The sequence below is a fragment of the Cecembia rubra genome (genome assembly GCF_003014575.1).
In the GTDB taxonomy this organism is placed as follows: Bacteria; Bacteroidota; Bacteroidia; order Cytophagales; family Cyclobacteriaceae; genus Cecembia_A; species Cecembia_A rubra.
Genome location: NZ_PYGF01000001.1, coordinates 334,024 through 347,457, shown reverse-complemented (window position 1 = coordinate 347,457; position 13,434 = coordinate 334,024). Strand labels below are relative to the sequence as shown.

The following is a 13,434-nucleotide window of genomic DNA, read 5'->3' as shown; positions in this document are numbered from 1 at the left end:
ACAATATGCCAAAACAAAAACCAACCCAGGAAGAACCTTTAGAGAAACAGTTATGGAAAGCGGCGGACAAGCTGCGTAAGAACATAGATGCCGCTGAATACAAGCATATTGTATTGGGCCTGATCTTCCTGAAATACATTTCGGATGCTTTTGAAGAGCTCTATGCCAAGCTGGAAGCAGAGGCAGCCATGGGCGCAGATCCTGAGGACCGGGATGAATACAAAGCGGAAAATGTCTTCTTCGTACCCAAGGAAGCCCGCTGGTCTTACCTACAGGCCCGTGCCAAGCAACCCGAAATCGGGAAGTTTGTGGATGAGGCCATGGATGCCATAGAGAAGGAAAACGCTTCCCTCAAAGGCGTGCTACCCAAAGTCTTTGCCCGGCAGAATCTGGATCCTACCAGTTTGGGGGAACTGATAGACCTGGTGGGCAATATCGCCTTGGGAGATGCCAAAGCCAGAAGTGCGGATATTTTGGGGCATGTATTCGAATACTTTTTGGGAGAGTTTGCCCTGGCGGAAGGCAAGAAAGGCGGACAGTTCTATACGCCAAGAAGCGTTGTAGAATTATTGGTTGAAATGCTGGAGCCATACAAAGGCCGGGTATTTGACCCCTGTTGTGGTTCCGGTGGGATGTTCGTACAGAGCTTGAAATTTGTGGACAGCCATGCCGGAAAGGTCAACGACATTTCCATCTATGGTCAGGAAAGCAATCAGACCACTTGGAGATTGGCCAAGATGAACCTGGCCATCCGGGGAATTGACAGTTCCCAGGTAAAATGGAACAATGAAGGCTCTTTCCTGAACAATGCCCATAAAGACCTAAAAGCTGATTATATCATTGCCAATCCTCCCTTCAATGTAAGTGACTGGGGCGGGGATTTGCTGAGGACTGATGGCCGGTGGCAGTACGGCACCCCTCCTACCGGGAATGCCAATTTTGCCTGGATGCAGCATTTTATATACCATCTGGCTCCCAATGGTCAGGCAGGTGTGGTCTTGGCCAAAGGCGCCCTGACCTCCAAATCCTCTGGTGAAGGAGAAATCAGAAAAGCCCTTGTGGAAGCGAGACTGATAGACTGCATCGTCAACCTTCCGGCCAAGTTGTTTTTGAACACCCAGATTCCTGCCTGCTTGTGGTTTATGAACCGCAACAGAAAAGGCAATGGCTCAGGTTTTAGGGACAGAAGCAACGAAATCCTCTTTATCGATGCCAGGAACTTGGGCCATCTGATCAACCGCAGGACCCGTGAACTTTCTGCGGAGGATATCCAAAAAATAGCAGAGACTTACCACAATTGGCGAAATACGGATGGACAGTATGAAGACATCCCTGGCTTTTGTGCTGCTGCACCGATCAGCAAGGTAGCAGCACTTGACTATGTCCTTACTCCAGGCAGGTATGTGGGCTTACCTGATGAAGAAGACGACTTCAATTTTGCTGAACGCTTTGCCAGTTTAAAAGCAGAGTTGAAAGCTCAATTGCAAGAAGAAGCGCAATTGAATAAGATAATAGCAGAGAATCTCGCTAAAATTAAGATGCCCATTGAATAGTCAAAACGAAATAGTGTTTTATCAGCCTGATGCTGGCAGTACGCATATTGATGTGCGTATTGAGGATGAAACGGTATGGCTCACACAGCAACAAATAATTGAACTATTCGAAAGCAGCAAGGCCAATATCAGCGAGCATATTAAGCATATTTTCGAATCTGGCGAATTGGAAGAAGGGGCAACTGTTCGGAATTTCCGAACAGTTCGAAAGGAAGGCAAGCGTATGATAAGCAGAGACCTTCAGCATTATAGTTTGGATGTTATTATTTCGGTAGGCTATCGGGTCAATTCGAAGAGAGGCACACAATTCAGAATCTGGGCGAATCAAGTGCTGAAATCCTATTTGCTGAAAGGGTATGCTGTAAATAACAGGGTAGAACTTCTAGAAAAGAGCATGCAGGAAGTGGTAAACAGAATCGAGAAAGTGGAACTTCAGATTCATGCTACCTTGCCTCCCACCCAAGGTATCTTCTTCAATGGGCAGGTATTTGATGCCTATGTGTTTGTGGCTGATTTGATCAAAACGGCAAAAAGCAGCATTATCCTAATTGATAACTATGTGGATGAAACGGTCCTGACCCTGTTAGCGAAGCGTGGCGAAAAGGTAAGTGCTACCATTTACACCAAGGCGATTACCAAACAGATCCAACTGGACCTTCAAAAGCACAACAGCCAGTACTCAGAGATTAACGCTAAGGAGTTTAAAGAAGCCCACGACCGATTTCTGATTATCGATGAAAGAGAACTGTACCATTTTGGTGCCTCGCTCAAGGACTTAGGTAAGAAGTGGTTTGCTTTTTCGAAGATGGATTCTTTGGTAAATGAGGTATTGGTGAAATTAAATAAGGGAGGAAGAAAATGAGTGAGTGGAAAGAAATGAAATTACAGGAAGTTCTTGATTTTGGAAATGGAAAAGTAAAACCTAAAAATCAAGGCAACATTCCAATTTATGGTGGAAATGGAATCTTAGGTTATGGTGATGACTATAACTACTCTGGAGAAACTATTGTAATTGGTAGAGTTGGGGCTTATTGTGGTGCAGTATATTATGAAAATAGACCAATTTGGATTTCAGATAATGCTTTATCTGCAAAACCTAAAGGAAAAAATAATGCAAAGTTTCTTTACTTCTTTTTAAAGTATAATGATTTGAATCAATGGGCAGGTGGTTCAAGCCATCCTCTTGTTACTCAAACTTTACTTAATTCCTTAGAGTTTTCAATTTGCTATAATCCCGAAATTCAAACCGCCATTGCCTCCGTACTCAGCAGTTTAGACGACAAAATAGACCTGCTGCACCGCCAAAACGCCACCTTGGAAAAAATGGCGGAAACACTGTTTAGACAATGGTTTGTGGAAGAGGCGAAGGAGGAGTGGGAGGAAGTTAAAATAACTGATTTATTTGAGATAAGGGATGGTACTCACGATTCTCCTAAACAAAAAGCATTTGGCAAAAAATTGATAACATCAAAGCATCTATCAAAACACTCGATTGATTTTAATAGCGCTTACTTTATTTCAGAAGAAGATTTTGAACAAATCAATAAGAGAAGCAAAGTTGATACAGATGATATACTTTTTTCAATGATTGGAACAATTGGAATTATTTATTTAGAACAATCAAATGAAATTGATTATGCAATAAAGAATATAGGACTATTCAAAACATCACAAAATGCACTTTGGAAATACTATACTGTATTATGGCTCAAATCAGATTTAGGGAATGAATTTATTTTTGAAAATCGGAGTGGGAGCACTCAAGAATACATTTCATTAGGAAGTTTAAGAAGTATTACCTTTTCTATTCCATCACTTGAAAGAGTAAAGAATTTTAACAAAGAAGTTGAACCCTTATTTCAAAAAATCAAATCAAACCAAACCCAAATCCGCACCCTCACAGCCTTACGAGATACCTTGTTGCCGAAGTTGATGAGTGGGGAGGTGAGGGTCGAGCACCAGAAAAAACACTAACCATTAACAAAAAGAACTATGAAAAACACAACTGGAAACGACAAGTATGATCTAATCTGAAAGCTTGTAGTGGCGCTTTACGGACAAGGGATTGTTATCAGCTTTTCAGCACTGAATCAGATTCTTATCGATCATGGATTTGAATACAGCGAAGATTCCAACCGTGGAGTCGCCAGCAGCGTCTAGGCTACATTTATGCTTGGGAAGAAGTCGATTCCGTCGTGCACCATCCTATCGCCTCCAACTTTGTAGGCAAAGACGGGAAATTTGCATGGGTGTATTATGAAGGGTTGATATCGATAAAAAAATAGGTTTTAAACTTGACCAGAAATTAGTTTAAGAACAACTAGGGATTACTTTTTTCACAGCGCTATCAGAAATGAATTATATTGAGTGTATATGAACAGTCTGCAAGAATTTTATGATATTCTCGACCTTTCTGACTTTGATAAGTCAAAAGAAGGGGAAATACGTGATATATTGAAACAACTAAGTAACCATCTCTTTGAGACAAAAAAGGAAGATGCCAAAATTTCCGAACTCGAAAGGGAAGCTTTTTCTATTCAAAAATCCTTTGATTATAAAAATGAACCCGAGAATGGGAAAATTGGTGGCCTTAGTTGGCAATTAAGCGGGACACAGACACTGGAAAATGGAAGTGTTGTTCCTTTCTATTGGCCTAATGTATCTGCTTATACGATTGACGAATTTAAATACTTCGAGGAAAGATTTAGAAATTGCATGAACCAATATGCCAAAGCTGAGTATGGGTTACTGGTATACTTTGGCAAAATGACAGAATTTTCAAAGCATAGAACTTTTAAGAAACAATTATTTCAGAATCTATTTGATCTAGCCAAAAGATATTTTGAAGAGGTTAGTTCACTGGAAAATCCAAAAGGCTATACCTTATATTTTTTTGATGCAGTCGAAAAGGCTCTTAAAATAGCTATCGAAGCAAGGCTTGAAGACGAATTACAACAAATAGTAAATTACATTTTAGACACGCTTAATGATTGGGAAGTTAGAAAACCAGGCACATTGAGGGTCGTTTCAGATCTGGCCGGAATTATTCTAAAGGACTTTAATGCGTTCAAAAAAACTAACTCAGACTTTGACAAGGTGATCGATAGGTGCCTTGAGGCAGCCGAATTCCTGAAAATCAATGACAAATGGGGGTCTATTTCTTTATTGACCATTTGTATTGGTCTCCAAAAAAAGCTGGAAAAATCCACAGATGTTCCCTTAAAGAAAAAAGCCATTCTTTACGAAGAATTGGCTGACGAGGCTGACAAAGCTGGGAATAACTCAGCTGTTTCCCTTATTGAGGATTCGATTAGGCTATTCAAGAAATTGAAATCCAAATCGGACTTAGATAGACTACAACAAAAATATGCAAACCTAAGAGGGAAATTTAAACTCGGAAAATTCAGTCAAAAAATTGGAAGTGAAGCGACAGATGACCTTTTGAGACGGATTAAAGAATCCGTCACTATGTCAAATGAATATGAGATCATAGGTTTACTAATCAGGTCCCCTTGGTACCCTTCATTGGAAATGACACGTCAAATGGCATTGGATAGTGCAAGCAAAAGTGTTTTTTTATCCCTTATCCCGACTGTTGTATTGGATAAGTTTGGAAATACTATTGAGCGATTTACTTCAGAGGCTGAGAAAATTGAACACAACTTTTTAACAACTTATGGATTCAACTTCCAAATCGGGACCCAGACATTAGTTAGATTTTTTATGGAGGCATTTCATGCCAAAAAATTAAGCTTTGAATCTATCCTAAGCCATCTTGAATCGACATGGATTAACGAAGAAATAGAAAGAATATATTATGGACAAGAAGTGAAAATCAAACCAATCGATACTTTGAAACCACCAATCAAGTATTTCTTTGATGAGATGGAAAAATACCGGGTCGACAATACATACAATCCCGATTTCGTAACAGTTATAGATAGCTTAACCTTGAAAATTGAAGGTTTGATTCGTTACTTCGTCGAGCGGCTTGGTATCCCAACATTCAAGTTTAAGGATTCTATTGCAATGGAAAAACTTTTGGACGACCTATTGGCAGATTTAGCACACATACCAGAAGGAAGTCCAAATCAAAAGACAAACTTTGATGAAGATGATCGATTCTTAATCAAGTATGTGATGACATCAAAATCAGGATACAATCTACGCAATAAAGTTGCGCATAGTTTATTGGACGCTGATGAATATAGTTTGGGATTTGTTATAGTTTTGCTTTGCATAATTCTTAAATTAACAAAGTATAAATTCATCAGGAGGGATTGAAACCATGGAAACAGAAACAATAGTCAATGAACCAGTTACACCTTACGGTCTGAAATCTTGGTTTCCAACTGGCTTACCTCTTAATGTAAATTCTATAATGATTAGAATTGATGAATCTTCGATGTATGTTAAGCCAAGTTCCCTAGATATAGAATTTTTCAAGGCTCCTTACCAAAAGCCCAAAATATCCGCACTTAGAGGAAAAATGGAAAAACTAAAAGAGGAACTAATAGATAAAAGACTAGAAGAGTTACGAAGTGAATGGAAAGGAAATTTTTAATTGACACAAGCGCTGTAATTAAGTTTTTAAACGAATCATTTCCAATTGAATCACTTCAGTTTCTTGATCGGATATTAGATAGGGAATGTATTATTTCCTGTATTACCCAAATTGAACTATTAGTTTGGGAAAGTAATGCTAAAGAGGTTAGTATTTTGAATGATTTTGTTTCAGCAGCCGAAGTGCTTGGGATTGATCATTCCGTGATTAATACGACTATCGAAATACGGAGGAAATTAAAAATCAAAATTCCCGATGCACTGATTGCCGCTACTGCGATTACGAATGATTTGACTCTAATTGCAGACAATGATAAAGACTTCCGGAAGGTAGAAGCATTAGGGTTGAGGTACCTTAACCCAAAGACAGATTTGCAACCATGACCCGTCTCAGAGAAAATATCATTGAGTCTTATGCCATAGAACTGCTGGAAAAGCTGGGTTATGCATATATCTATGCTCCAGGTATTGCCCCGGATTCAGAAAATCCGGAAAGGGATTCTTTTGAGCAGGTCTTATTGATCGGCCGACTGGAAAGGGCCATCAGAAAAATCAATCCCCAGCTCCCCCCAGATGCACAGGCAGAAGCCATCAAGGAAATACAGCGCATTGCCTCACCAGACCTGCTGAACAACAATGAAACCTTTCACCGCCTGCTGACGGAAGGCATTCCCATTTATAAGCGTATCGATGGAGATGAGCGCGGGGACAGGGTCTGGCTGATTGATTTCAAAAATCCCCACAACAATGAATTTATCGTTGCCAATCAGTTTACCATCATCGAAAATGGGACGAACAAAAGACCCGATGTGATTCTCTTTGTAAATGGAATACCCTTGGTAGTGATCGAACTGAAAAATGCAGCAGATGAAAATACCACGGTACATGCTGCTTTCAAGCAGGTAGAAACCTATAAAGCCAGCATCCCCAGCCTGTTTACTTTTAATGCTTTTGTGGTGATTTCTGATGGACTGGAAGCCAAAGCAGGTTCCATTTCTTCGGGTTTCAGCCGTTTTATGGCCTGGAAATCCGCTGACGGCAAGATAGAAGCTTCCCATTTGGTCAGCCAATTGGAAACCCTGATCAAGGGCATGCTGAACAAGGAAACCCTAATCGATCTGATCCGGCATTTCATTGTTTTTGAAAAAAGCAGTAGGGAAGATAAAGATGGGATTACCTCTATATTCACAGTAAAGAAAATAGCCGCCTACCATCAGTACTATGCCGTGAACCGGGCCGTGGAGTCCACCCTTAGGGCAGCGGGTTATGCCAGCGAAGCAGGTGAAAACCTGAGCATGGTGGCCGAACCACCGGAGACTTATGGACTGCCGGGTGTCAGCAAGCAGGCATTGGGAGACCGCAAAGGCGGGGTAGTCTGGCATACCCAGGGCAGTGGCAAATCCCTGTCTATGGTTTTCTACACAGGGAAAATTGTGCTTCTGATGGAAAATCCCACCATCCTGGTGATTACCGACCGTAATGACCTGGATGATCAGCTCTTTGACACCTTTGCTGCCTCCAAGCAGTTGCTCAGGCAGGAACCTGTACAGGCAGCAGATCGGGAGCATTTAAAAGAGCTGTTGAAAGTGGGTTCAGGAGGCGTGGTCTTTACCACCATCCAGAAATTCCAGCCCGAAGAAGGAAATGTTTATGAGTTGCTTTCCGAAAGGGAAAACATTGTGGTGATCGCTGATGAGGCCCATAGAACGCAGTACGGTTTCAGGCCCAAGACCATTGATGCCAAAGACAGTCTGGGAAATGTGGTGGGCAAAAAAATCGTGTACGGCTTTGCGAAATACATGAGGGATGCCCTGCCCAATGCCACCTATTTGGGTTTTACCGGCACACCAATCGAAAGCATTGATGTCAATACACCGGCCGTTTTTGGAAACTATGTGGACATTTACGATATCGCCCAAGCCGTAGAGGATGGGGCTACGGTTCGGATTTTCTACGAAAGCCGCTTGGCCAAAGTGAATCTGAGCGAAGAAGGAAAGCAGTTGGTGGAAGATCTGGATGATGAACTGGATCAGGAAGACCTGACCAATACCCAAAAAGCCAAAGCCAAGTGGACGCAATTGGAGGCCTTGGTCGGAAGTGAAAACCGTATTCAAAATATTGCCAAAGATATCGTTGAACATTTCAGCCAAAGACAGGAAGTATTTGAAGGCAAAGGAATGATTGTTTCCATGAGCCGCAGGATAGCAGCGGACCTGTACGAAGCCATCATCCAGCTCAAACCCGAATGGCATTCGGATGACCTGAATAAGGGAGTGATCAAAGTGGTCATGACTTCCGCATCCTCCGATGGTCCAAAAATCTCCAAACACCATACCAGCAAGGAACAGCGAAGGCTTTTGGCCGATCGGATGAAAAATCCGGATGATGAATTGCAGTTGGTCATCGTCCGCGATATGTGGCTCACGGGTTTTGATGCCCCCAGCATGCATACCCTTTACATTGATAAACCCATGAAAGGGCATAACCTTATGCAGGCAATTGCCCGTGTCAACCGGGTGTATAAAGACAAGCCCGGTGGTTTGATCGTGGATTATTTGGGAATAGCAGCGGATTTGAAGAAGGCATTGGCCTTTTATTCCGATGCCGGGGGCAAGGGCGATCCTACCATCATGCAGGAACAGGCTGTTCAGCTGATGCTGGAGAAACTCGAAGTTGTTTCTCAGATATATCACGGCTTTGAGTATGAAACCTATTTTGAAGCCGACACTTCAAAGAAACTCTCTATGATTCTTTCGGCAGAAGAACATATTTTAGGTTTGGAAGATGGAAAGAAAAGATACATCAACGAAGTAACTGCACTATCAAAAGCCTTTGCTATTGCCATTCCGCATGACCAAGCAATGGATGCAAAAGACGAAGTTTCGTTTTTCCAAGCAGTAAAAGCAAGGTTGGCAAAGTTTGACGGAACAGGTTCAGGAAAGACAGATGAAGAAATTGAAACCACTATCCGACAGGTCATTGACAAAGCTTTGGTTTCCGAGCAAGTGATCGATGTATTTGATGCTGCAGGCATCAAGAAGCCTGATATATCCATCCTTTCGGAAGAATTCCTGATGGAACTGAAAGGGATGGAACACAAGAATGTTGCCTTGGAAGTGTTGAAGAAGTTGCTGAACGATGAGATCAAAGCCAGGGCCAAAAAGAACCTCGTCAAGAGCCGTTCCTTTCTGGAAATGCTGGAAAACTCCATCAAAAAATACCACAACAAAATCCTGACCGCTGCGGAGGTGATTGATGAACTGATCCACTTGAGCAAAGACATAATGGAGATGGACAATGAGGCCAAGCAAATGGGCCTAACGGATTATGAGTATGCTTTTTACACTGCCGTAGCCAATAATGACAGTGCCATTGAATTGATGCAGCAGGAAAAACTCAGGGAACTTGCCGTCGTACTTACTGAGACGATCCGGCAAAATGCCTCTATAGACTGGCAGATAAAGGAAAGCGTCAAAGCCAAACTGAAAGTTGCCGTCAAGCGCTTGTTGAGAAAATACGGTTATCCACCTGACATGCAGATGTTGGCTACCGATACCGTATTGAAGCAGGCAGAGATGATTGCCAATGAATTGACCGCAGCCTGATCTACTGCTTTTAATTTTGAATGATTTTATCAGTTTTCTTACTTTGGAGAAAACGATATGTTTTTTCTCATTTTTTGGTATTTTGACATAATCAAACTCCATTCCACCATGTCCAAATACCGGATCCAACAATTTCCCGATTCCCGATTGGCTACTATGGACATTTGCGAAATCGGGAAACAGAAACACCATGTCACCGGATTGATTGAATTGGATGTAAGTGAAAGCAGAAAGAAAATAGCTGAATACAACAAAGTACATCAAGAGCAGATTTCTTTCAGTGCCTGGTTGCTTGCGGTTATTGCCCAGACCCTCCAAAAACATGATAGGGCTAGTTCCTACCTCATCGGAAAAAACAAACAAATCATCTTTGAGGACATCAATATCTCGATCCTGGTGGAGAAAGAAATCAATGGGTCAAAAGTGCCTATTCCGCTCTTGCTTGAAAAAGCCCAGGAATTAAGCATTGAAGCGATCAGCAAACTCATCCAGGATGCCAAGTTGAAGCCCTTAACAGATAAGGATATTGTCCTGCACCGAAAACGGCAAAAATCAGAACGCTTGTATTATAAACTCCCGGGATTTTTAAGAAGGTTGTTTTGGAGGTATTTATTGAACACACCTAAACTGGCCTTCCAAAAAATGGGAAATGTAAGTTTTACCTCACTGGGCATGATGGGAGATGTGAAGGGTTGGTTTATTCCGATATCTATCCATCCTGTTTGTTTCGGCGTAAGTTCCACTGTAAAGCAGCCTGTCGTATATAATGATCAAATCATCATCCGGGAAATCCTAAAAATGTCCATACTCATGGACCATGATGTCATGGATGGTGCCCCTATGGCCAGGTTTATTGCCGAGTTGAGTAAGAATATTGAAAGAGGATTGAATTTATATGGATAGGCAAAGGGACGAAGTATTTGGCCACGAAGGCACTAAGACACAAAGAAAATTGGAATTGATGCGGGCATCAAGACCCTAAAGAGCTGTTTTTTCTATTCGACCCCATCGGGGTCGCATGTTTATAGCAAGCGCGTTGATGCTACAAATAGATGACCCCTTCGGGGTCAAACTACCCGGGACCAGCCTAGATTATCAGAAACTGCCATTTAAACCCACAAGCTTTAAAAAATCAGCATTTTCATACTCTTAAGCTTTAAATCTACCAAGATGTCAGTTCCTGAAATACCTGAAGATGTGGCCCCATAGATGACCACATCATAGCTTTCTTCAAGGATCTCCAACTTTTTCAAAAGGCCGGGACCAGCAACCCAATGGACAAGATAGCGGTGCTTTTGAGGAATGCGCTTCAGTTCACTTTTTGAAAAACATGTCGGGATATTAAAGGCTAAAGTCTTCCAAACAGATCAAGCTGCCAGATCCTGCTCAGCAAATTCAATTTCAAAACTTGCTCCGGGGTGGTGAATAATTTTGAGCTTTCCATTGATCTGCCTGGTCAGTGTTCTTACCAGTTTCAAGCCCAAAGATTTGGTGTTGTCTATATCCAGATTTTCATCCAGGCCCTTACCGGTATCTTTTATCAAAAGTTTGTAAGCTCCTGTCTCCTTTTGTGAAAAAATAATATCGATCTCACCAAAATCCTTGTCTTCAAAAGCATACTTGAGGGAATTGGAAATGAGTTCATTGGTGATCAAACCCAATGGGATCGCCATGTCCATATCAAGACTGATATCCTCTGCGGCAACATTGACCTGGATATGCTTCTCCGATCTGTAGGTCTGTGTCAAAAAGTCACTCAGCTGCTGCATGTATTCCTGCATGTTGATCTTAGAAAGATTCTCATACTGGTATAGCTTTTCGTGGATCAGGGCCATGGTCTTGACCCTACTTTGACTCTCCTTCATAGCATCCTTCATTTTGTCATCCTTTAGACTCCTGGTCTGCATGCTCAAAAGACTTGAAATGATCTGAAGGTTATTTTTTACACGGTGATGGATTTCCTTGAGCAGCAGTTCACGCTCTGCATTTTGCTTGGCGATTTCCCCGTTCTTGATTTCCAATTCCTGATTATGTTTCTTTCTGATAATGGACTGTCTAAAAAACAAACCAGACACCCCAAACAAAATCACCAGCCCGGCAACACTCAAGTAAATCTGTGCCTTTTGCTTTTGGGAAAGGAGGTTTTGGATTTCTTTCTCCTGTTCCAAGACAGCTATGGCCTGATCTTTTTTACTTGTTTCATATTGCGTTTCCAATTCTGCCAACTGTCTGTTCTTAGTTTCATTGAAGACAGAATCTTTATATGATTGGTAAAGCGTCAGGAAATCAAATGCACTTTTGTAATCCCCTTTTCGACTATAGGCTTCTGCCAATCCTTGGTAAGATTCAGCTATTCCAGCCAAGTCATTGATTTCTAACCTCATAGCCAAAGCTTTTTCCAAATAGTCCATGGCTGAATTAAAATTGCCAAGTTTATTGAAAGCATAACCTATATTAAATAGGTAACCGGCATATAACTGGGTACTTTCTTTTGGAATTTGATCAAGGGACTTTTGGAAATATTGAATAGCTGAATTATAATTTCCTTTTTTAAATTCCACATTTCCCAAAAGTCCATGTGAAAGACCCATTTCCTCCATAAATCCGTTGGGTTCATAAAAACTTAGGCTTTTTTGGACATAATAGACTGCAGAATCTAAGTTCCCATTTAAAGAATGAAAACTTGCAATAGCGTAATTCAGATCAGCAACTTCAAGAAGATTTTGATTGTTGATGAAATAATATTTTGCTGTCATCAATGCTTTGTACTGTTTCCCAGATTCCCCTCTTAACTCATATACCTCTGCCAATCCTCTATTAGTTTTGGCTATCAAATTGTGATTCCCATTATGTTCTGCTATACTGAGTGCTTTAAGGAGATCCTGTAATCCTTCGTTTTGTCGGTTCAATTCTTTCAGTATCTTAGATTTATTCAAGTAGAAACCAACCCATCTGATTTCCATAGAATCCAAGAAACTGCTTAACAAGGATTCAGTTTTTAAAAAATTATCTAAAGCAGGGATATTTAGGGATTGCCTGTAATATGCCCAACCGATATTCTCATAGACACTGGCCAAAGAAGGTATATCTTCAAATTTTTCAAAAATGGGCAAAGCCTCGCGGTAATTAATTATTGCTGAATCGTAGTAACCCATCTTTTCTTGCATTACACCGATGTTCATGGCCATTCCGGCTGCATGATTCAGCAATTCTGCCCGATTATAATAAGATTTGGCCCACATAAAAGCTTCTTTTGAGGCTTTTACTTCTCCCCTATAAAATTCCAGCAATCCCAGGCACCTGTGGGTGATTGCCATAATTTCAGGAAAAGGAATTTCTTTTTCCCTCTTTATGGTACGGGTAAAAAAATCAAAAACCTTTGGATCTAAATCCTCCCCTAATGTTTCCTGAATGTAATACAATGTCTCCTTGGCCTTTTCAATATCCTTTTTCCCAACTTGTGACCAAAATGATTTTTCATAATATGACAAAGAGTCTTTCACCAAGGTACTTTGCTGGGAATGAACCATGTTTGAAAGGAAAATGCCTGCTAACAGTAATAAACTTTGAATTCTAAATTTCATTGATTTGGATTTAATGGGCTTAAAAGGAGTCTTGGGAAAATTCCACTTTACTTTATCAAAATAGATTATTAGCCTGATGTTTATTTAAATATAGGAATATAAATCCAATAGGCTATGTCTATATCCTGT

General features: G+C 41.0%; 10 protein-coding genes. 8 read left to right on the top strand and 2 right to left on the bottom strand.

The genetic code is table 11. The annotated features are described in order from the left end of the window. The first annotated feature begins 5 nt into the window (after positions 1-5). The 8 genes from CLV48_RS01395 to CLV48_RS01360 all read left to right on the top strand — a co-directional run bounded on the left by CLV48_RS01395 (position 6) and on the right by CLV48_RS01360 (position 10,624). A complete protein-coding gene (locus CLV48_RS01395; RefSeq protein WP_106565449.1) occupies positions 6-1,553 on the top strand; it encodes a class I SAM-dependent DNA methyltransferase in 1,548 nt (515 codons plus the stop codon). Further along, positions 1,546-2,415 (top strand): virulence RhuM family protein, encoded by an 870-nt coding sequence (locus tag CLV48_RS01390; RefSeq protein ID WP_106565448.1) that lies wholly within the window; start codon positions 1,546-1,548, stop codon positions 2,413-2,415. The genes CLV48_RS01395 and CLV48_RS01390 overlap by 8 nt, the downstream gene beginning before the upstream one ends. Then, positions 2,412-3,527, top strand: a complete 1,116-nt coding sequence (locus CLV48_RS01385) for a restriction endonuclease subunit S (protein ID WP_106565447.1) — start codon at positions 2,412-2,414, stop codon at positions 3,525-3,527. The genes CLV48_RS01390 and CLV48_RS01385 overlap by 4 nt, the downstream gene beginning before the upstream one ends. 399 nt (positions 3,528-3,926) lie before the next feature. Then, positions 3,927-5,837, top strand: a complete 1,911-nt coding sequence (locus CLV48_RS01380; protein ID WP_106565446.1) for a DUF4209 domain-containing protein — start codon at positions 3,927-3,929, stop codon at positions 5,835-5,837. A 4-nt stretch (positions 5,838-5,841) separates the two neighbouring features. Further along, positions 5,842-6,117 carry a hypothetical protein gene (locus tag CLV48_RS01375; protein ID WP_106565445.1) on the top strand — a complete coding sequence of 92 codons (276 nt, stop codon included), beginning with the start codon at positions 5,842-5,844 and terminating at the stop codon, positions 6,115-6,117. Beyond that, positions 6,099-6,500: a type II toxin-antitoxin system VapC family toxin gene (locus CLV48_RS01370; RefSeq protein WP_106565444.1), complete on the top strand. Its 402-nt coding sequence runs from the start codon at positions 6,099-6,101 to the stop codon at positions 6,498-6,500. The genes CLV48_RS01375 and CLV48_RS01370 overlap by 19 nt, the downstream gene beginning before the upstream one ends. Further along, complete coding sequence (locus CLV48_RS01365) at positions 6,497-9,721, top strand: type I restriction endonuclease subunit R (protein WP_106565443.1); 3,225 nt, start codon at positions 6,497-6,499, stop codon at positions 9,719-9,721. Before CLV48_RS01370 ends, CLV48_RS01365 begins: the two co-directional genes overlap by 4 nt. Positions 9,722-9,829: 108 nt before the next feature. Continuing rightward, positions 9,830-10,624 carry a 2-oxo acid dehydrogenase subunit E2 gene (locus tag CLV48_RS01360; protein ID WP_106566079.1) on the top strand — a complete coding sequence of 265 codons (795 nt, stop codon included), beginning with the start codon at positions 9,830-9,832 and terminating at the stop codon, positions 10,622-10,624. Between the two features lie 221 nt (positions 10,625-10,845). On the opposite strand, the gene CLV48_RS20815 is transcribed toward CLV48_RS01360, so the two are convergent. Both CLV48_RS20815 and CLV48_RS01355 read right to left on the bottom strand, forming a co-directional pair. Continuing rightward, complete coding sequence (locus CLV48_RS20815; RefSeq protein ID WP_281261097.1) at positions 10,846-10,974, bottom strand: hypothetical protein; 129 nt, start codon at positions 10,972-10,974, stop codon at positions 10,846-10,848. A 114-nt stretch (positions 10,975-11,088) separates the two neighbouring features. After that, positions 11,089-13,305, bottom strand: coding sequence for a tetratricopeptide repeat protein (locus CLV48_RS01355; protein ID WP_106565442.1), 2,217 nt, complete (start codon positions 13,303-13,305; stop codon positions 11,089-11,091). Positions 13,306-13,434: the final 129 nt, after the last annotated feature.

Coding starts and splice junctions, on each gene's coding strand:
- CLV48_RS01395 (WP_106565449.1), top strand. CDS start 6: ATGCCAAAACAAAAACCAACCCAGGAAGAACCTTTAGAGAAACAGTTA.
- CLV48_RS01385 (WP_106565447.1), top strand. CDS start 2,412: ATGAGTGAGTGGAAAGAAATGAAATTACAGGAAGTTCTTGATTTTGGA.
- CLV48_RS01380 (WP_106565446.1), top strand. CDS start 3,927: ATGAACAGTCTGCAAGAATTTTATGATATTCTCGACCTTTCTGACTTT.
- CLV48_RS01375 (WP_106565445.1), top strand. CDS start 5,842: ATGGAAACAGAAACAATAGTCAATGAACCAGTTACACCTTACGGTCTG.
- CLV48_RS01370 (WP_106565444.1), top strand. CDS start 6,099: ATGGAAAGGAAATTTTTAATTGACACAAGCGCTGTAATTAAGTTTTTA.
- CLV48_RS01365 (WP_106565443.1), top strand. CDS start 6,497: ATGACCCGTCTCAGAGAAAATATCATTGAGTCTTATGCCATAGAACTG.
- CLV48_RS01360 (WP_106566079.1), top strand. CDS start 9,830: ATGTCCAAATACCGGATCCAACAATTTCCCGATTCCCGATTGGCTACT.
- CLV48_RS01355 (WP_106565442.1), bottom strand. CDS start 13,305: ATGAAATTTAGAATTCAAAGTTTATTACTGTTAGCAGGCATTTTCCTT.